18 protein-coding genes are annotated in these 20,653 nt (G+C 44.0%); 8 read left to right on the forward strand and 10 right to left on the reverse strand.

The window, feature by feature from the left end; translation table 11 throughout:
- The first annotated feature begins 15 nt into the window (after positions 1–15).
- A complete protein-coding gene (locus NO992_RS08725) occupies positions 16–1,656 on the forward strand; it encodes an amidohydrolase (protein WP_371376188.1) in 1,641 nt (546 codons plus the stop codon).
- On the opposite strand, the gene NO992_RS08730 is transcribed toward NO992_RS08725, so the two are convergent.
- Positions 1,647–1,865 (reverse strand): YgjV family protein, encoded by a 219-nt coding sequence (locus tag NO992_RS08730; RefSeq protein ID WP_010379202.1) that lies wholly within the window; start codon positions 1,863–1,865, stop codon positions 1,647–1,649. The two genes, NO992_RS08725 and NO992_RS08730, sit on opposite strands and share 10 nt — an antisense overlap.
- A 284-nt stretch (positions 1,866–2,149) precedes the next feature.
- On the opposite strand from NO992_RS08730, the gene NO992_RS08735 reads away from it, so the two are divergent.
- Entirely contained in the window at positions 2,150–2,806 is a 657-nt protein-coding gene (locus NO992_RS08735) for a Crp/Fnr family transcriptional regulator (protein ID WP_010607695.1), read from the forward strand.
- Between the two features lie 58 nt (positions 2,807–2,864).
- On the opposite strand, the gene NO992_RS08740 is transcribed toward NO992_RS08735, so the two are convergent.
- From NO992_RS08740 to NO992_RS08775, 8 genes are all read right to left on the reverse strand, one after another.
- Positions 2,865–3,428 (reverse strand): phosphoribosyltransferase, encoded by a 564-nt coding sequence (locus NO992_RS08740; RefSeq protein ID WP_010607696.1) that lies wholly within the window; start codon positions 3,426–3,428, stop codon positions 2,865–2,867.
- Positions 3,429–3,776: 348 nt separating this feature from the next.
- A complete protein-coding gene (parC, locus tag NO992_RS08745) occupies positions 3,777–6,080 on the reverse strand; it encodes a DNA topoisomerase IV subunit A (protein ID WP_371376193.1) in 2,304 nt (767 codons plus the stop codon).
- Between the two features lie 8 nt (positions 6,081–6,088).
- Positions 6,089–7,198 (reverse strand): sorbosone dehydrogenase family protein, encoded by a 1,110-nt coding sequence (locus NO992_RS08750; protein ID WP_010379057.1) that lies wholly within the window; start codon positions 7,196–7,198, stop codon positions 6,089–6,091.
- Between the two features lies 1 nt (position 7,199).
- On the reverse strand, positions 7,200–9,089 hold the full coding sequence (gene parE, locus NO992_RS08755; protein ID WP_010379056.1) for a DNA topoisomerase IV subunit B: 1,890 nt from the start codon (positions 9,087–9,089) through the stop codon (positions 7,200–7,202).
- Positions 9,090–9,154: 65 nt separating this feature from the next.
- Positions 9,155–9,718, reverse strand: coding sequence for a YqiA/YcfP family alpha/beta fold hydrolase (locus tag NO992_RS08760; protein ID WP_010379054.1), 564 nt, complete (start codon positions 9,716–9,718; stop codon positions 9,155–9,157).
- Complete coding sequence (locus tag NO992_RS08765) at positions 9,703–10,476, reverse strand: metallophosphoesterase (RefSeq protein WP_010379052.1); 774 nt, start codon at positions 10,474–10,476, stop codon at positions 9,703–9,705. The genes NO992_RS08760 and NO992_RS08765 overlap by 16 nt, the downstream gene beginning before the upstream one ends.
- The gene (locus tag NO992_RS08770) at positions 10,463–10,918 is read right to left on the reverse strand and encodes a DUF1249 domain-containing protein (protein WP_010379051.1); all 456 of its coding nucleotides are present in this window, start codon (positions 10,916–10,918) and stop codon (positions 10,463–10,465) included. Before NO992_RS08770 ends, NO992_RS08765 begins: the two co-directional genes overlap by 14 nt.
- A 22-nt stretch (positions 10,919–10,940) precedes the next feature.
- Positions 10,941–11,543 carry an NUDIX domain-containing protein gene (locus NO992_RS08775; RefSeq protein WP_010379050.1) on the reverse strand — a complete coding sequence of 201 codons (603 nt, stop codon included), beginning with the start codon at positions 11,541–11,543 and terminating at the stop codon, positions 10,941–10,943.
- Positions 11,544–11,790: 247 nt separating this feature from the next.
- Between NO992_RS08775 and tolC the strand changes: the two genes are divergently transcribed.
- The 5 genes from tolC to NO992_RS08800 all read left to right on the forward strand — a co-directional run bounded on the left by tolC (position 11,791) and on the right by NO992_RS08800 (position 16,439).
- Positions 11,791–13,137, forward strand: coding sequence for an outer membrane channel protein TolC (gene tolC, locus NO992_RS08780; RefSeq protein WP_010379049.1), 1,347 nt, complete (start codon positions 11,791–11,793; stop codon positions 13,135–13,137).
- Between the two features lie 105 nt (positions 13,138–13,242).
- On the forward strand, positions 13,243–14,166 hold the full coding sequence (gene lpxL / locus NO992_RS08785; RefSeq protein WP_010379048.1) for an LpxL/LpxP family Kdo(2)-lipid IV(A) lauroyl/palmitoleoyl acyltransferase: 924 nt from the start codon (positions 13,243–13,245) through the stop codon (positions 14,164–14,166).
- Between the two features lie 19 nt (positions 14,167–14,185).
- Positions 14,186–14,794, forward strand: coding sequence for a TcpQ domain-containing protein (locus tag NO992_RS08790; protein ID WP_010379047.1), 609 nt, complete (start codon positions 14,186–14,188; stop codon positions 14,792–14,794).
- Between the two features lie 269 nt (positions 14,795–15,063).
- Entirely contained in the window at positions 15,064–15,909 is an 846-nt protein-coding gene (locus NO992_RS08795) for a hypothetical protein (protein ID WP_010379046.1), read from the forward strand.
- A 41-nt stretch (positions 15,910–15,950) separates the two neighbouring features.
- The gene (locus NO992_RS08800) at positions 15,951–16,439 is read left to right on the forward strand and encodes a hypothetical protein (protein ID WP_145957339.1); all 489 of its coding nucleotides are present in this window, start codon (positions 15,951–15,953) and stop codon (positions 16,437–16,439) included.
- A 441-nt stretch (positions 16,440–16,880) separates the two neighbouring features.
- On the opposite strand, the gene glnE is transcribed toward NO992_RS08800, so the two are convergent.
- Positions 16,881–19,679 carry a bifunctional [glutamate--ammonia ligase]-adenylyl-L-tyrosine phosphorylase/[glutamate--ammonia-ligase] adenylyltransferase gene (glnE, locus tag NO992_RS08805; RefSeq protein ID WP_371376203.1) on the reverse strand — a complete coding sequence of 933 codons (2,799 nt, stop codon included), beginning with the start codon at positions 19,677–19,679 and terminating at the stop codon, positions 16,881–16,883.
- A 79-nt stretch (positions 19,680–19,758) separates the two neighbouring features.
- On the opposite strand from glnE, the gene NO992_RS08810 reads away from it, so the two are divergent.
- On the forward strand, positions 19,759–20,652 hold the full coding sequence (locus NO992_RS08810; protein WP_029215930.1) for a hypothetical protein: 894 nt from the start codon (positions 19,759–19,761) through the stop codon (positions 20,650–20,652).
- Position 20,653: the final 1 nt, after the last annotated feature.

Below are 20,653 nucleotides of genomic sequence, written 5' to 3' on the forward strand. Positions count from 1 at the left end.
GTGAAGGACAATATAATGAAAAAAACATTCCTCGCGCTTTTGGCTAGCTTTAGCCTGTCATCAACAGCTCAAGTAACCTTAATTCACAATGTAAATGGTTATACGCCTACTAAATCGCAGCAAATTGAGCGCTTTTCTTCTTTGATAATTAAAGACGGTAAAGTCGTAAAAACAAGTGCAAAGGATCTCAGTACCCAATACCCGAGTGCAACCAAGTTTGATGGTGAGGGAAAAACCCTATTGCCCGGCTTAATTGATGCGCACGGTCACATCATTGGCCTTGGCAATAATTTACTCACACTCGACGTGCGCGGTAGCAAAACCATTGCAGAAGTAGGAAAACGGCTTAGCCACTACGCCAAAGCCCATGAAGGTGAATGGATAATAGGTCGAGGCTGGGATCAAACCTTATGGTCCGGCGGACAATTCCCAACCGCAGCTGATCTCGACAAATACGTAAAAGATAAGCCTGTCATGCTCACTCGAGTAGATGGTCACGCTATTTGGGTAAACTCAAAAGCGATGGCGCTTGCCAACATTTCGAAATCAACAAAGACACCTGAAGGCGGTGAAATCATTACATTGAATAGCGGCATGCCGAGCGGGATTTTTATCGACAAGGCAGAAGACCTTATTCGCACTCATGTCCCAGCTCAGTCAAATGCACAGGTAAACAAGGCGCTGAATAAAGCCGGAGAACACTTGCTGAGTTTAGGCATTACCTCAGCCCATGATGCCGGGATTGACTACACCACATGGCAGGTTTACCAAGCACGCGCCAAGGAACACACGATGCCGCTACGCGTCTACGCTATGTTAAGTGCAAGCTCCCCCAAACTCGCAGAGATGTTAGACGCCGGAGTGATCAAAGATACACGAGATCAACTCTCTATTCGTAGTGTAAAAATCTATGCTGATGGCGCACTTGGCAGTCGAGGTGCGGCACTTATTCGCGACTATCATGACCGCAAAGGTCACAAAGGGTTAATGCTCGAAAACCAAGCGACGCTTGAAGCATTAATCACCCAAGCCATACGCAGCGGCTACAGTGCGCACACGCACGCCATTGGCGATAGAGCGAATCGCATCGTGCTAGACTCATATCAACACGTTTTTAAAAAAGCAGGTGGAAGACTGCTCAGAAATCGCATTGAGCACGCACAAATTGTCCACCCGGATGATATCCCTCGCTTTAAGACATTAGATATTATTCCATCAATGCAGCCTGTTCATGCCACATCTGATATGCATATGGCCGAAAAGCGCCTAGACGACAAACAGCTTAGCGGCGCTTACGCATGGCAAACATTCTTAAAGCAAGGAAGTAGAGTGGCGGCGGGTTCTGACTTTCCAGTGGAGCTTGCAAATCCTTTCCATGGTCTGCATGCCGCTATCACCAGACAAGACCATCAAGATTTACCCAAAGATGGCTGGCGCCCAACAGAAAAGCTAACCAGAGAACAAGCACTACAAGCATTCACAGTTGATGCTGCTTATGCTGCATTTCAAGAATATAAACTGGGAAGTTTAGAACAAGGAAAGTGGGCCGATTTTATCTTAATCGACCAAGATTACTTTACCGTAAGCGAAGATAAAATTGATGATATTAAAGTCGAGCAGACGTGGATTGCAGGTAAACTTAAATATCAGCGTTGATCTTTTTGTAATTTAACCAAGTGGTAGGTGTTAACTAGTGCCAGTAGACCATTAGTTAACGCCACCGGCCAAGCCTGGATAAGTGCGCCATAGGCGGTAAAACAAATACAGCCCATTAAATTGAACCAACGCAACTTAGCAACATCGCTCATCATCAAAGAAACGACCAAAAAAGCAGAGGCTAAATAGCCTAAATATTCCCAACTCATTTGTCCTCTCCCCTAAGTTGCGTTAGCATATAGTTTATGCTCGAATTTACATATCGAGCAGAATAAAAAGGCTAACCCACAAGCCCCTAGAAATTAGCACCAATAAATTAGCTCTAACACGGGAAGTGGGGGTTTAATGGTAATATCGTTGATTAAATTCTTCGCCACAGCGCTGAGATAAAACAGATACTACTTAAACGGTGTGAGTTAGCGTAAAACTGAAAAATTCATGCTAACGTCATTATAGTTTAATAAATAGGACATATGTCCGAAGAGCCATCTAGATGTTTCAATATCATTTTTCAACCAATTTGGTCGAACAGTTACTCGCTTTTGCTGGTAATAGTTTTCAGCACAGCAAAAAAGAAGTCTTGATCCACCAAGATGAACCATTGAGTAAACTCATATTGGTGACCAGTGGTACTGTGTCTTTTAGTTATGATGTCGGTAACGGTCGTCGCTTATTACTCGGACAGCTGGACTGTAACAATACGCTAATTGGCGAAATCGAAGCGCTGAATCATCAGCCTTGTATTTATACCGTTACTTGCTTAAGCGATGTAACCTATCACCTCATTGAGCTAAAGTATTGGCGAAAATTACTGCTAGAGCAGCCTGAGCTGAGCCTGTATACCGCGCAAACCATCGCCGCGAAGTTTACAGAAAACCAAAAGATAAACTTAGACAAGTTGCTGTTGCCGCTTAGCTACAACATTGCTAAAGACTGCTTATTACGTGCCGAGAATTCGAACCCAACATTACTTCGTGCCTACTCAACGGTAAGTGCTGAAGCCGAAAGATTTGCGACCACTGAGCGTGCATATCGTCGGGTGGTCAGTGAATTGGTAGAAAAGGGCTTGATAGTACGCAGTAGTGAAGGCTTAAAGCCAGTCGATGTTGACGCGCTTGAGGATTTTGTTGATAGCTTCGCGCAAGCTTAATTTTTCGCGTTTAGAATAACTAGGGCGAGTACTTGCTCGCCCTTGAGTACTGATTAGCTTATTTTGCAAATAGGTGTTTAATATTTGCTAAGTCAGACTTTCCTTCCACTAATTCTTCCGGCGTTAAACCTGACAGCTCGTGAGGGAATACCAACCACTCGTCAGACTCATGAATAAAGTAATCTGGTGTCATTGGTACTTTTTTGTTTGCTGGCTTGTAGTATGGGCAAGCGACACGAATATCGCGAGGCAAGTTCAAGCGCATTAGTTCTGCAAGCTTTTCTTTCAACGCAAAAATACTGCGCCCAGAATCAAACACGTCATCAACGATTAGCAATGAATCGTCAGCGTTTGCATTTTCAACGATGTAATGCAGACCGTGTACTTTGATTTCTTTAGATTGCTTACCAATGCCATAGTAAGAAGAAGTACGTACTGCGATATGATCAGTCTCTATACCTTTGTAATCGTAGTATTCTTGAACTGCGATACCAATAGGCGCACCACCACGCCAAATACCGATAATAAAGTCAGGTCTAAACCCGTCTTCATAAACTTTAGCGGCTAAGCGAAATGAATCTTCTAGCAATTGTTGCGCTGTGATATAGCACTTATCTGACATAAATACCCCGTTAGGAAGCCCGTGTGATGGTGACAAGCAGCAAGTGCTGCCAATTGATACCAATCACAATTGTTTGCAAGCCATAGGCACTTGTGTGATTGGTATAACCGAATATTTTAACGTAAAGCGCAATAAAATGCTGCAATAATAGTGTCTTTTTATTTTCATTTTTTGATCTGGGACGCGATGTTCTAAGCTGCTAAAAGATCGCCGGATAAACCGGTTCCTACGCAAAGTTCAATGGGTGAACAGACACCTACACAGAGTGATTAATTTGGTGGCAGCGAGTTTACCTCGCGATGGTTTTCAAGAGATAAAAATAAGGCCGCGGTGGGCGGCCTGTATCGGTTATTCTTCGGTATCTGCGCTGGCGTCATTACCTTCTGGTGTCTCGACACCATTGTGCTCCAGATCATAGCTATCAACACGCTGTAATCCGCGCGGTAATTTATTACCTCTGCGTCCTCGCTCACCGTAATAGTGTTCTAAATCACTTGGCTTTAAGGTTAGCTTGCGCTTGCCTGCATGCAAGGTAACAGAAACGCCTTCAGGTACTACCGCTAATACTTTGACAAACTCTTCACGGCTTTGCACCTTCGCGCTAGGGATAGAGATAATCTTATTTCCCTTACCTTTACCAAGTTTAGGTAGATCACGTAACGGGAATATCAGCATTCTGCCTTCGCTCGAAATCGCCATACACATATCAGTGGCAACATCAAATACCTGGATAGGTGCCATCAAATGCGCACCTTTTGGCACGCTAACGAACGCTTTACCATTTTTGTTCTTGCTCACCATATCCGCAAAGTCACTGATAAAGCCGTAACCACCATCAGTCGCCATCAGATAAGTCGATTTCTCTTCGCCCATGACCACATGTTCAAAGTTACATCCTGACGCCAAGTTAAAGCGTCCCGTCATCGGCTCGCCCTGACTCCGAGCTGAAGGTAAGCTATGCGCATCGGTTGCAAAGGCTCGCCCTGAGGTATCTAAGAACACCGCAGGCTGATTACTCTTACCTTTGGCCGAGGCTTTATAACTGTCACCTGAGCGGTAGCTTAGTCCTTCGGCATCGATATCATGGCCCTTCGCAAAACGCGCCCAGCCTTTCTCAGATAGCACAACAGTTACAGACTCTGATGGGATCAAATCCTTTTCGCTAAGCGCTTTGGCTTCACCACGCTCAACTACCGGTGAGCGTCTATCATCGCCATACAATTCAGCAGCTTCTTGGATTTCTTTTTTCATCAATGTCGACATGCGACGCTCAGAGCCTAAGGTTTTCTCCAGTCCATCACGCTCTTTTTCAAGCTCATCCTGCTCACCACGGATCTTCATTTCTTCAAGCTTTGCAAGGTGGCGTAATTTCAGGTCTAGAATCGCTTCGGCCTGCTTATCTGAAAGACCAAAACGCGCAATTAACTCTTCTTTTGGCTTATCTTCGTTGCGAATGATTTCGATGACTTCATCGATATTCAAAAACGCAATCATCAAACCTTCAAGAATATGCAAACGCGCAAGTACTTTGTCTAAACGATACTGCAAACGTCTACGCACCGTTTCACGACGGAATACTAACCACTCAGATAAAATCTGACGCAAGTCTTTAACTTGTGGACGCCCGTCTAAACCAATCATATTGATGTTAACACGGTAGTTCTTTTCAAGATCCGTCGTGGCAAATAGGTGCGCCATTAATGGCTCGACCTTAACTCGATTTGAGCGCGGTACGATGACGATACGGGTCGGATTTTCATGATCCGATTCGTCACGTAAATCCGCTACCATAGGGAGTTTCTTCGCTGTCATTTGCGCTGCTATCTGCTCTAGCACCTTGGCACCCGAACATTGGTGCGGCAACGCGGTGATCACCACTTCGCCTTGCTCTTCGGTGTACACAGCACGCATCTTGATTGAGCCACGACCTGTGGTGTAAAGCTTTTTGATTTCTTCTTGCGGCGTAATGATTTCCGCATCGGTTGGATAGTCTGGCGCTTTGACCAATTCTAGAATTTCTTCTAGGTCGGTTTTAGGCTTATCCAATAACAAACAACAAGCTTCAGCAACTTCGCGTACGTTATGCGGCGGAATATCGGTTGCCATCCCCACCGCAATACCCGTCACCCCATTCAACAAGATATGTGGTAAACGCGCAGGTAACACTTGCGGCTCATCTAAGGTGCCATCAAAGTTAGCGGTCCAATCAACCGTACCTTGACCAAGCTCTTTCAGCAGTACTTCTGAGAACTTAGATAAACGCGCCTCGGTATAACGCATCGCAGCAAATGATTTAGGATCATCCGCAGCCCCCCAGTTACCTTGGCCATCCACCAGCGGATAGCGATAAGAGAACGGCTGCGCCATGAGTACCATGGCCTCATAACAAGCACTGTCGCCATGAGGGTGATATTTACCCAATACGTCACCGACGGTACGGGCAGATTTTTTGTATTTTGCTTGAGCAGATAAGCCCAGCTCACTCATCGCATATACAATACGACGTTGTACAGGCTTCAGGCCGTCACCAATATGCGGCAACGCCCTATCCATGATCACATACATGGAGTAGTTCAGGTAGGCGTCTTCAGTAAAACGCCCCATCGGAAGTTGTTCAATGCCTTGCAAGGACAAGGCTTGAGGATCTGTCATGTTACACCTTACTTGTTGTTGTAGCTGATGCGATATATCGCATTGGCGTAATCATCGGAAACGAGCAGGCTACCGTCGTCGAGCTCTGCAATTGCGGCTGGTCGACCATAGGTTGTTTCGTTTTCCATAAAGCCGGTAAGGAAAGGCTCATAGCCTCTAATTTGGCCATCTTGCACGTTTGCTCGCATTACTCGATAGCCCACTTTTTTACTGCGGTTCCAAGAACCATGTTCAGCAACAAAAAGCTGATGCTTCATTGCCTTTGGAAATTGCTCGCCACGGTAAAAGTGAATGCCCAGCGGTGCAACGTGCGCTTGAAGTGCAAGTGCTGGCATGGCGTAGTCAGTCACCGATTTACCCTCGCCAAATTCAGGGTCTAGCACACTGCCACCATGAACATACGGGAAGCCAAAATGCTGACCAATTTCGTCAACACGATTGATTTCACATGGTGGAATGTCATCTCCCATCATGTCACGACCGTTATCGCTAAACCATAACTTTCCGGTTACTGGGTGATAATCAAAACCCACTGAATTACGCACGCCTTTAGCAATCGTCGAAAGCTTTTTGGTCTCAAGATTTAGTGAAAATATACGACCAAACTTAGGGTCTTCGGCACAAATATTACAAGGCACGCCAACAGGAATGATCAGTTCGCCTTCAGGCGATACTGTTAGGTACTTCCAGCCGTGGTGGCGTTTGTCAGGCAAATCATCGAACACCACTTCTTTTACCGGTGCCTTGAGGTTTTTTGCGATTTGCTTAAAACGCACAATACGCTCAACTTCAGCAACATATAAGTCACCGTCTTTTAGGGCGATACCGGAGGGCATATTCAGCCCTTCTGCAACCAAGATTTTCTTGTCGGCTACGCCATCACGGTTGTTGTCAATGAGTGCGTGAACTTTACCCGCTTTGCGAGAGCCAACATACACAGTGCCATCTTTGCCCACCGCCATTTGTCTTGCATTTTCAACATCTTTCGCAAAATAGCTCAGCTCATACCCTTTAGGTACTGAAAGGCGCGAAAGCATATCGTTTGCCAGTGCAGGTGAACTTAATAACGCTACTGCCAGTGTCGTCGCTACCGTGGTCAATTTGCTATGTATTTTCATGTTAAACCTCTGCCTTATCTCCGTGCTGCTCAAGCCAAATTTTACGGTCGCCAGAGCGCTTCTTAGCTAACAGCATATCCATCATTTCGAGGGTTTGTTCAGGCTCATCTAATGTCAGCTGAACTAAACGTCTAGTATTTGGATCCATGGTGGTTTCACGCAATTGCAACGGGTTCATTTCACCCAACCCTTTAAAGCGTTGTACGTTGACTTTTCCGCGTTTCTTTTCAGCCTCGATACGGTCTAATATGCCCTTTTTCTCATCTTCATCAAGGGCGTAGTAAACTTCTTTACCAACATCAATACGAAATAGCGGCGGCATGGCAACAAAAACATGGCCCTTACGAACAAGCTCAGGGAAGTGCTTCACAAAAAGTGCGCATAACAAAGTTGCAATGTGAAGTCCGTCAGAATCCGCATCCGCGAGGATACATACTTTACCATAGCGCAGGCCTGATAAATCTTCAGAGTCTGGATCAATGCCTAAAGCAACTGAAATATCATGTACTTCTTGCGAGGCTAAGATCTGTCCAGATTCCACTTCCCAGGTATTTAGGATTTTACCGCGCAGTGGCATGATTGCTTGAAACTCACGGTCTCGTGCTTGTTTTGCCGAGCCACCTGCTGAGTCCCCTTCCACCAAAAATATTTCTGAGCGTTCGGTTTCACTTCCAGAACAATCGGTTAATTTACCCGGTAAAGCAGGACCAGAAGTGACTTTTTTACGAACCACTTTTTTCGCAGCACGCAAACGTTTTTGCGCATTGCTGATACATAGCTCAGCAAGTAACTCTGCGGTTTCGGTGTGTTCGTTTAACCATAAACTAAAGGCGTCTTTGACAATGCCAGACACAAAGGTAGCGCACGAACGTGATGACAGCTTTTCTTTGGTTTGCCCGGCAAATTGTGGATCTTGCATTTTAACCGACAAGACATAACTACAGCGGTCCCAAACATCATCAGGCGTCAGTTTCACGCCACGCGGGATCAGGTTTCTGAATTCACAAAACTCTCGCATCGCTTCAAGTAAGCCTTGGCGTAACCCATTTACATGAGTCCCACCTTGTGCCGTTGGAATTAGGTTTACATAGCTTTCAGCGATAGATTCGCCGCCCTCTGGCAACCAATGAAGCGCCCAATCGACCCCTTCGGTTGAGCCACTGAAACTGCCTGTAAATGGAGATTTCGGCAGCACTTCATAGCCTTCAGCGCTGTCTTTTAGGTAATCCTCAAGACCTGCCTCGTAGTGCCATTCTTGCGTTTCTTTCGTCTGTTTATTTACAAAACGAATTCTAAGCCCAGGACACAATACAGCCTTGGCTTTGAGCAAGTGGTTTAACTTAGTAATTGAGAAGTTAGCCGAGTCAAAATAACTCGCGTCGGGCCAAAAGTGTACTGAGGTGCCGGTATTACGCTTACCAACGCTGCCTGTCACTCTTAAGTCTTCGACTTTATCGCCGTTTTCAAATGCCATTTCATAGATTTGCGCATCGCGTTTAACGCTAATTTCGACCCGAGTCGACAACGCATTAACAACCGATATACCCACCCCATGAAGACCACCGGAGAACTGGTAGTTTTTATTGGAAAACTTGCCCCCGGCATGAAGCTTGGTCAGGATCAATTCAACCCCAGGCACACCCTCTTCTGGGTGAATATCCACAGGCATTCCTCGACCGTCATCGATAACTTCAAAGGAGTTGTCTTCGTGCAAGATCACGTCAATCTTGGTGGCATGTCCGGCTAAGGCTTCATCGACACTGTTATCGATAACCTCTTGGCCTAAATGATTAGGTCTGGTGGTATCGGTATACATGCCAGGACGGCGCTTAACTGGCTCTAAGCCATTGAGTACCTCAATAGCTTCGGCATTATAGTTTTGCTGACTCATAGGCTAGTTCTAGTTATCTTTTTATCCGCTAGTATATGCACAACGTACTGCTTTGTGCATAGATTCTAATTTTTGATAGTTAAAAATTTGGTGATGGTGTCAAAATAGCGTGGAAATTCAACAAAGCTATGATCCCCACCAAACTCAATAATTTGACGACAATGACTATAATAACGCACCGCCTCTTCAAAAGGCAGCACCTCGTCGCCCGTTTGTTGCAATAATAGCAAGTTTTCTGGATTACTAAGCTGCTCGACATACAAGGATTTTAACGCATCAATATGCGCATGCTGCAGCTCATAATGACAATCCTGATAAGGATTGTATTGTGGTCCAAGGTAGTCATTTAATAATGAAAAAGGCCTCACTGCAGGGTTTATCACCACTGCTTTACAGCCAAGGTGTTGCGAAAAGTAGGTGGCGTAATAGCCACCTAACGAGCTACCTAATAACACAGTATCAGAATCAATGACGCTATCCAACTGTGCCAATGCGACTCTCGGGTCATAATGCAGCCTTGGGACAATGTATGGCGTTTGTTTATCCAACATATATTCACCAAATGCCGTCGCTTTATAGGATAGCTCAGAGCTATTAAAGCCGTGAATATAAACTACTTTCCGAGCCATTTTACCTCTGTTGTTATAGCGCTTTTACTAAATACGATGACACGATAAGCGGGGCCCAAATCAGACTGTTCCCAGTCCTTTGTGTACTTATCAAATTGGATTGATGTTGCAGGCGTAGCGTAGATAGGTAAAGTGCGAAATTGTTGTTGATATTCATTATGCACATGACCATGAAATAGCCCTAAGACTTGCTCTGAGTCTACCAACAGGTTTAAAAGTGCAGGACCATTTTCGAGCATATGTTTATCTAAATAGCCATCAATCGGTCTAGGATGGTGGTGAGCAAAAACAATCGTATTGTTGATCTTATTGTTAAGCTTGTCTTTGAGCGCATCTAAATGTGACTTAGCACACCATCCGGCGGGTGTTTCACTCTTTGAGTTTAACAGTAACACCTGCCCAAACGGGCCTGTGATGCATTTTTGGCGGACGATTTGCCCAGCACTTATTTCTTCGAGTAAAGCTAGCTCGTCGTGGTTACCCGGCACCCAAAGAACCGGGCATTGCAACTCACTCTCTCTCACTATACGGGCAAACTCATGATAAGAAGCTGCACTGTGATCTTGTGTTAAATCACCGCCAAACACCACACAATCAAAATGCTCTTTTGCCATTGCTGCGAGGGTGCGTTCAAGGTTAGCGGCGGTATTTACCGCAAAGTATTCCCCAGAGGGCATGGCAAACAAATGACAATCCGTAAAATGACCAATACGAATTTGCGCTTTATCGAGTTGTAGCTCGAGATCAAACCAAGCCATTGTTTACATCCCAGTTTAAATGCACGCGGCCTTTTTCTAAACACACCATAAGCCAGTCAGCTAAAAACGCATTTATTTGATATTTTTCATCTTTTTGGTGCATATCAGGATTTGGGTAACCATAGGATGGCTTTATTCGACGATGATAATCACGATGAATTACTTCAGCCACTTTAGCATCATGGTAGAGGCGCACAGACAAAGAGAAGTGAGGTAGATGGGCGCTTACTGTCGCCATCTGCTCGATGTGAATGTCCGTTGTGTATTTACTGACTCCAGCTACGCTCAAACTGTATCGCGCAGAGGCTAAGTCAATCACTCGACTCTCACCGACCACTTCTTCAGGTAGCAATTTTAGCGCCCGTAAATAATTACGTTCGCACAGCGTGATGTAACGGGGCAGAGATTGAATATACTGCTTTGAGCTCAGCACTTGTGACAAAAATACGACTCCTAAACTGCTTCTATATCCGCGCTTTATTTAATGCCAACCATTGTAGACTAATAACAGTGGCAGCGTTATCGATTTCCTCATTATCAAGACGTGCAAGAGCTTCATCAAGTGGCATCACATGCACTTTGATATCTTCACCTTCTGCAGCCAATCCATAAACCCCACCCGCTTCAGATAAATCAGCAAGCGCTAAATACAAATATAGTCGCTCTGTTGTACCACCAGGGCTTGATAAATAAGAGCGCATATAAATGAGCTTATCAAGCTCAAGCCCAGCTTCTTCTTTGGCTTCTTTTCTTGCAACAAACTCGTAATCTTCGCTCCCTTCTGCCATTCCTGCAATGCACTCTAAAAGCCAAGGGGAATTTTTTGAAGCCAACGCCCCTATGCGAATTTGCTCAATAAGCAACACGCTGTCTGTAATAGGATCGTACGGTAATATTGCAACCGCATGACCACGCTCTAATATCTCGCGAGTTATTAGCTCTGATACCCCGCCATTAAACAAAGCGTGGGTAAATTGGTACTTGTGAATGGTAAAAAAACCATTGAAGATTGTTTCTATTGAAGAAACATTGACGTCGTCTTTGTTGAACTGACTCAAAGGTTTCATAAAATAATCCTGTATTTTTTAATAGCAACGGTTTAAAAGCTAACCAATCGCCCTTATAGTAGGGTCATATCTGAATAAGTAAACGAAGTCGTTTACCTTTAACTTTTTCCACTTTACAATACCCAAGTGGTATTAATATATTCTGTTACACTTGTTGGCGATGTTTTACGCATTTGGTCTTTAATTGGGCCGCAAAAACAGGGTAACATGCTGACAGTATAAAAATTGTCTAAGGACTGAGCGAAAAATGAAAAAAACTCTACTATCATTAGTTGTTGGGTTGTCGTGCGCACTTTCAAGCAGCCTGTCCCACGCGGAAGATCTACTGCAAGTATACGACATTGCAACGGTTAACGATCCTACCGTATTAAAGGCTAAAGCGCAGGCAGATGCACAAAAATATGCACAAGACCAAGCGTTAGGGGTATTACTACCTCAGCTTGGCTTTCAAATGAGCTATACAGACGTTACATCAGAAGGCGCCCTGAACGAGCAACATGATGGCACCGGCTACACTTTACATGAGTCTGACACTGATACTTTTCAGCGTTCAATCTCTTTGAACCAAACCATCTTTAATATGGCATCTTGGCAAGGACTATCGATTGCCGAAAAGCGTGCAATGCAAGCAGCAACTCAGTATGAACAGCAAAAGCAAACTTTGATTGTCCGAATAGCTGAAGGTTACTTCAACGTGCTAAGCGCATTAGATAGCCTAGAGTTTGTACAAGCAGAGAAACGCGCAATTGAACGTCAGCTCGAGCAGACTAAACAGCGCTACGAAGTTGGTTTGACTGCAATTACAGACGTACATGAGGCAAGAGCGCAGTTTGACCGCGCGGTTGCAGACGAAATTGTTGCAAGTAATGCAGTTGAAACTGCGCGTGAAACGTTACGTACGATTACAGGTAAGTATCACGCTAAACTAGATAAATTAAATACTGAAACCTTCTCAACAGTTAAGCCTACGCAGAATACAAACGATTTTATCGAGATTGCAAAAGCGAAGAACTTAGACCTTCAAGTTGCAAAATCCGCGGTTGACATCGCAAAAGATCAAATCGATTTAGCGAAGGCTGGCCACTATCCAACACTAAAATTAAACGCCACCTATTCTGATTCTCTGGCTGATAGCGCGGGTAGACAGCACGCACCTCGTAGTGACAGAACCTCTGTTGGCTTAACATTAGACGTACCAATTTACACTGGTGGTCAAACAGTTGCTGCGACCGATCAAGCTCGCGCAAACTTCGTTGCTAGCAGCGAGGATATGGAAGCAGCAGTGCGTAACATGACACGCTCGGTGATTACATCTTATAACCAAGTGGTTTCAGATGTTGCAACATACCGTGCACTAGAGCAAGCGGTTGTTTCAGCAGAAAGTGCATTACAAGCAACTGAAGCGGGTTTTGATGTAGGCACTCGTACCATCGTTGACGTACTAGTAAGCACGCAAAACCTTTATAACGCGAAACGCAACTTAGCTGATATTCGTTATCGCTATGTACTATCGTCGCTACGCTTAAAACAAGCCGCAGGTACGCTATCTCGTACCGATCTTGAAGCAATCAACCAAGGTTTGATTGAAGGCTAAGTACTTCGGTCATCACCTCTAAAAAGGCCAGCTATGCTGGCTTTTTGTATTTTTACAGCAATATAGATAAACTAGCCTCTTCAATAAAGTCTCAGGTATATTACTTTGGTTACTCATTCACCTTTCAAATGGTCATTCTTAGCACCTAAATTTTGGCTGACTTGGCTTGGTGTTTTCGCCCTGTATTTAATCTCATGGCTCCCACAAAATATTCAATTTGCACTGGGTAAAGGCCTTGGACGTCTAGTCCATAAATATATGAAACGTCGCCGCCATATTGCTGATGTTAATTTGAAACTTTGCTTTCCACACCTAAGTGAAACAGAACATAAAGCGATGCTACTAAAGAATATGGAAAATACCGGCATAGCAACACTTGAGACAGGAATGGCATGGTGGTGGCCGCAGTGGCGTATTAATAAGGTGGTGGGTTCCATCAAAGGTTTAGAGCATATTGAAGCCGTACAAAAACAAGGTAAAGGCGTGCTTATGCTGGTCCCCCATATGTTGCACCTTGAAATGGCCAGTCGAGTGCTGGGCACTAAAATGCAGGGTGTTGGATTTTATCGCCCGCATAACAATCCGCTAATGGAGTTTTTTATGACCCGTGGGCGACTGCGCTCAAATGAGTACTTAGTGACAAAGCGAGACGTCAAAGGATTATTGAAAACGCTCTCAAGCAAACGCGTTTGTTATTACTTACCGGACCAAGACTATGGTCGTAAACGCTGTGAGTTTGCACCTTTCTTCGCCGTCCCTGATGCTGCAACCACAACTGGTACTTTATTGTTTTCTGCTAGTAAAAAGGCTGAGACTTTAAGCTTACACTGTACGAGAGACGCAAAAGGGATGTATCATTTAGACATACAACCTATTTTAGAATCATTCCCAAGTGGTAATGACCTTGCGGATGTTACTCGCGTCAACGAGAGAATGGAGCAAGCAATCAATTGTGCGCCGGATCAATATATGTGGGTGCATCGTCGCTTTAAAACGCGACCTGATGAAAAGGCACCTTCGTTTTACTAGGGTCTTGGAGTAGTTTGAAATGGCTAAGAAGAAAAAAAATAAATTATCATCAATCTGGTTTTGGGCTAAACATCTGTCACTGGGTGTGTTACTCATTTGGGCTGCCTACTATTTTCTTTTTGGTGCCTCCAAAGACATGAACTTTAGAGAAACCACCAATGTTGCAGCGCAAGGCCTGTCGCAATTTTACGAAAGCTTTAGAAATAGCATGAGCAATCGTGATACTGATCGTGAAAAATACGTTATCACACTCGGAAAGCCCACCTATCCGCTCGATGATGCGCTAGCACAAAGAGCGCTTGCAGTTAAACCATCTAACCCCAAATGGACCGGTGAGAAGCAACCAAGACGCTTCGATACGGGAGACACACTTAAAGATGTGCTTACAAAGCAAGCCAAAGAAGAAGGTGTGGAACTATTTTGGTATCTAGAGCGAGATTACGTGGTGAAATATAACTTCCGTCTCGATACCGACTTTGTTTCTGCACTCTATCAGGTTGGAACGGCGATAAACGACGACTTTGAATTTCAAGTCTACACATTTTTCTGCCCACGAGAGCGCGCTGCGGTTATCACCGAAAACCCACCAATCTATGTACGTGAAAACTGTCGTAAGCTAGCGGGCTAACAAAATACAAGCTTCCTTTAGTCCACTATGCTTAAAGGAAGCAATTACACCAAAGCAACCTCCTCCATAGAATTAAAAAATAAGAATAAAAATCAACTAACTAAATTTAGAAAGTACGATTGTTCTTCATACAAATACCTAATTTCAAGCGCATTCCTAAAAGTTAATTTATATCGTTTAGCTCAACAAAAGCACAAATAAAACTTTACAAAAAATAACAAAGGATCAAATATAGAAACAAATAATAAAAATAAAAAACAATGTGCATCATGTTTAACTCCTTGATTTCCTTTTTTACGGGCATTACTTTAGCTTCTGCTTATTTTATCTTCTCCACTAATCAGCCACAGGTTGCAGAGTCAATTAATGACACTCATCTACAAACTATTAATACACTTCAAACAGAGTTAGCGCAGATCGAATCTAAAAACAGTGAATTGCATAAGAGATTAGTTGAAAGCCAAACAAAGAGAGACTCAAACTTTACGAACTTAGATAACACAGACGAGCTTCAATCAACCTTCTCTCAACTGCCAAAACCTGAACTATCAGCGCCTCGCGCTGTTTCACTTGATAACTTGAAGGTTGTCAATGTTATGCCCACGGTCAGTCACTTGTCTGCTGAGATGGAGCTTGATGATGTTGAAAAAGTCGAATTACAAGAAGCCTTAATGGCAAAGGCAAATCAAGACTATGAGATCTGGGAGCATTATCAAGCGACAGCATCATTAGATCCTACGAATGTTCCTCAAATTCGAGCTGATTTCGAGTATAAACTACAAAATAATGCCAAGTCTTTCGCAACAACCGTTAGCAGCTTATTAAGCGCAGATCAAATTAAGCAATATCAAGCCTTTGAATTAAGAGAGCAAAAGCTGTTAGCAAGTCAAAAGTTAGCCATGTTACAAAATGAATTAAATAAAATTGAATTATCAGAGTATCAAAAACAAGAGGTATCTCGATTAAGTCAATCTGTTTTTAGTACGCCAAGTGATATCACGCTAGGTACCGCAGGCAGCCCTTATGCCAAGCAACAAGTTTCCACCGACTTTGAAAAGCTGGCTGAAATAAAGTCACTTTTCAATGAACAGCAGCTCCTACAGTTTACATACTGATTAAAGTTGCATTTAACTATAACTAATAATAAAGGAATAAAATGAAGAACTTTTATCTATCCGTATTAGGAACTACACTACTCGCATGTAGCTCAGTCTCTGAAGCCAGAATCGACTGCCCAGGAGGGCAAGGTTATTGGGATTATCAAACACGACAAGTTCAAGTTTGTGACACTGAAACGAGAACGGTTGAAACGACAAAAAGACATTGTAGCTATGGGGGTGTCACCTGGTTAGGCCATTTATGGCATGAACCAGACTTTCCACTACCAATGACAAGCTATGAAACAGGCTTGAGGATCATTGAACAGTCTAATACTTGCCCTTCTAGCGTTTACACTTCAAGAACTGGAACTTATTGGTACACAGATCCAGAAGGAAGAAGGTGGATTAGCAATTACACTTACAGCGGTAATATAGGGTTAACTAACAACAAGCTAGTAACTACAACATCAACAGAGACAATTAAGACCAACTGCCGCACGGAAACTCAAACAGTGAGAGTGTGGCGCTGTGGTATGATCCCTTAATAGTAAATACTTGAAATAAGGCCAATCACTCGATTTGTATTGGCCTTATATTTAACCTGATCTTCGGATAATTAATGCCTTTCTAGCAGCCAGTTTTAGCGCTAACTGCGTCGAATTCACTTCCAATAGCCAGGCATTGGTGCGTAAGTTCGCCTTGCCTACAGGATGTAGGTACCAGGGCGGTAGCAGGACGCGAGAGCGGAGTTATCCCCAAAACTCTCAGGCTAGATAAGAAGATAGTTTAAGGTGACTAAAAAACAATGAGTTAGCTCATTCCTTATCCAAACCTCAGGTTATTTACCTCGCTACCACAGTACTGTAGTTTGCTTTCTCCCATTGAATAATGGTGAAGCCCAGATAAAAGCTAAAATACTGATTTTTATCCTTCTTTAGGACACTCGACGCTAAAACTAACAACTAAAGAATCTTATACCAGTTTCACTAAATACTTAAAGTTGTGTGCCAAATATCGCTTACAGCATTTCTCATGCTTTCGCATTCCGTTAAATCAATACATCGTGCGCCCGCATTTAGGCACTGATAATGATAAGTATCACGGTAGAAACAATAAGCATCCACTAAACTTTTGCACTCATCCTCTGATATAACTGAGACCAGCTTTGCAGCCTCTAAAATACGAATATTATCTGGATAGATACAAAGTTCCGGGTACTGATTCCCATATCGCAAAACGATAAACTGACTGATAAATTCAATGTCAGTCATTCCACCCACTCCTTGCTTTAAATCAAAGTGACTGTCGCTATCTTGGTTAAGGTGGGCTCGCATTTTTTCACGCATATTGCGAACATCTTCCGCCAATTTAGGCACGTCTCGCTGCTGCATTAGTATTGCATGGCGTATTTCCTCAAATCGTGCAGCCATTTGCGGCTCACCTAACACCATACGAGCTCTGACCAGCGCCTGATGCTCCCATGTCCAAGCTTGCTCTAACTGGTATTGGTAAAAACTTTCTAGATTGATAGCGAGTAAGCCCGAGTTTCCTTCAGGGCGAAGTCGAGTGTCTAATTCGTAAAGCATGCCAGAGAGCGTTTTGGTATTGAACAAATGCATTAAGCGCTGTGCCAGCTTCATATAAAACTGTCTTGAAGAGATAGGTTTATCACCCTGAGTTTGACTTTCGCCGTCACGATTATGCACAAACACTAAGTCTAGATCTGAGTTGTAACCAAGCTCATAACCCCCCGCCTTGCCATACGCTATTACAGCAAAGCCTTTTTCTTCTATTGTTGCACCTTCAGGCGCACCAAAACGTGCCACCATGTGCCCCCAAGCAATATCGACGGCTTTTGCGATAATCGCCTCAGCAAGCGCAGTTAGATGATCGCTCACCTTCATAATATCCAGCACACCAGTGGCGTCTGCAGCCGCGACTTTTAGCTGATGCGTTTGTTTAAATTGTCGCAGCGCTTCCATCTGTAGCTCAACATCTTGCTCATCTATACGCAAAAATGCTTGCTGGATCTCATTTTTATAGGCCGTTAATGGTAAAGGTTTATAGAGAGTTTGTGGATCGATAAGCTCATCAAGGAGGATCGGATATTTCGCAATATGCTCAGCAATCCACGCGCTATGACAACAAAGTTTGATAAGTTGAGTCAACGCACCGTGATTTTCGTAAAGTAGCTCCAAATATGCAGTACGAGACGCCACTTTATTGATCACACTGAGCACACGAGCGAGCGCTGGCGCCATGTTTTGTTTACTGAGCTCTCGTAACAAAGCTGGCATTAACTTATCGAGAATATCGCGACCACGGGTGCCTGCCTGCTTTTTACTTAGCCCTTGTTTAAACTCCATCAAGTCAGTTTGCCAAGTCTCAAAACACTGCGCAGCTCGGCACTGGCCCAGCTGCGCAATTTCTCCCGTTTGCCATGCATAAACCGCGCTATCGTCTTCATCTAATTCTTCTTCGGGCGATTCACCAATAACTTGGCTAAACTCAGCCCGGATATGCTGCGTCACAACCTTTAGCATTCGCTCGACTTCAGCGTAATCGTTACATTGCAATAAGTGGCTCAGGCGCAGGCAGTCTAAGTTGTTGTCGGGTAAAGTTTGCGTTTGTTTGTCGTCAAATGCTTGTAGATATTGCTCAACTTTACGCAGCACTAAATAGCTCTCATGCAGACGATTTTTGACCTCGATAGGGACAATCTCAAGCGCTTCAAGCTCTTCTAACGCCTGTAACAATGACGGTGTTTGTAATGGCGTTTCGCGACCGCCGCGTATCAGTTGCAAAGCCTGCACAATAAACTCTACTTCTCGAATGCCACCAGCGCCTAGCTTAATGTTATTCGTTAAGCCTTTGCGTCTCACCTCTTGGGCAATCATGTTTTTCATCTTTCGCAGTGAATCTATCACAGAAAAGTCGATATAACGGCGATAGACGAACGGCCGGATTAGGTCGTAAAACTCTTGCCAATACGGCGATAACTCACCAATTGGCCGCGCCTTTAACATCGCATAGCGCTCCCATTCTCGACCTTGGTCTTGGTAATAGTCTTCCATCGCGGCATAGCTCATCACCAAAGGACCACTATCCCCAAACGGTCTTAAACGCATATCGACTCTGAATACTTGGCCATCAATGGTAACTTGATTAAGCGCTGAAATAAGTTTTTGTGCCACTCGAGTGTAAAAAACTTGCGCCTCAATGCTACGCCGGCCACCGGATGTGTCGACACTTCTTGGATAGGCAAAGATCAAATCGATATCAGAGGAAAAATTCAGCTCCTTACCGCCAAGCTTTCCCATGCCTAATACCGTCATAGGTATCGAGTTACCAGCCTCATCTTTTGGTGAGCCTGATTGCGCTTCTACGCTTAAGTACGCCCATTGGTAAGCATTTGAAACCAAAGTATCGGACAGCTGGGAAACATAGCGAATACTGTCATCAATCTCATTGCCTGCAACCAAATCCAGCCACATCACTTTAAGCCAATACTTTAATCGATAGTGACGCAGCTTCTGCCAAGCTTGTTTTTCTTCAACCAATGGCGCGGAGAAGTCAAACACATCAGGACAATCGCGCATTTGCATCTGCGTATCATCGAGCAGCCAAGCTCCCCACTCAGGAAATCGTGCAAGTGTACGCTCGGCAAAATCACTCAGCGCCAGTAACCGTGCCAGTTTGGGCTCCATCGGCGCATCACCATAAATCATTTGGTAACGCTCTTGAGCAAGCGTATTCAGCGCTGCTTGAACAAACAATTCCGACATAAAAAACTCCACGGTAGGCTGGCTCTCTTTGTGAGCAGTGTTATAGTAACTCTATCTAAAACACAACCTTACACCGAGTATGAGTTATTTGTCTTTAAACAATATCAACTTTTTAGCGATTTTGATTTGCTTTGTCATTGTCTGCGGTTTGACTATTTTGCTGCGCTTAATGATCCAGCGTAGCGCCAACAATCTCCTGGATGACGAGCTCGCACAACGTGACAACTTTGCACTCGGGATCAGCTATGCCAGTCAAGTGACGATGCTGTGTATTTGTGTTGCATATTTATTCAATGATTTAGGCGTGGTAAGAGCGCAGGCACACCCTCTGCAAGTGGCCTTACATATTGGGTTGATCATTGCCTTTGTATACTTCGGCCAATGGATCCATCGCAAATGGATTTTGTATCAGTTTGACGAAGAAGAAGCGATTTTAAAGCAAAATATCTGCGCCGCGATGGTGGACTCTGGCATGTTACTCGGTAACACCATATTGGTGCTTGGTTTATATCATTGGGTGCACCCGAAAGGCTGGAGCGATCTACTAGTCGTAGCCCTTGGCTTTATGCTATTGCAGCTACTTTATACGCTAGATAGTAAAATCAGAGAAAGTCGTTTTGCCAAGTTTAACCAAGGGGCTTCTTTACAACAAAACTTTAATCTCAGAAACACTTCGATTGGTATTCGTTATGCGGGCAAATCCATCGGCCTCTCTTTAGCCATGTATGCGGGGCTGCACAGCGCTCCCTACCATGGTGCAAAAGTGGTAGAAAACTTGTTTTCGGTTGTCATGCATTGCGGTGTAATGTGGCTTTTTCTTTACATTGGTAGCTACGTATTACTGCATTTATCCTTACCTAAGGTCAATATTGGCTTAGAGGTAGACCACCAAGATAACGTTGGTATCGCATGTTTGGAGTTTGCGGTTTTCTGCTCCATAGGCTATTTACTTATTAACTTGTTTTCGGTGTAAC

It is taken from the genome of Pseudoalteromonas sp. DY56-GL79 (assembly GCF_041414765.1).
GTDB lineage: Bacteria > Pseudomonadota > Gammaproteobacteria > Enterobacterales > Alteromonadaceae > Pseudoalteromonas > Pseudoalteromonas piscicida.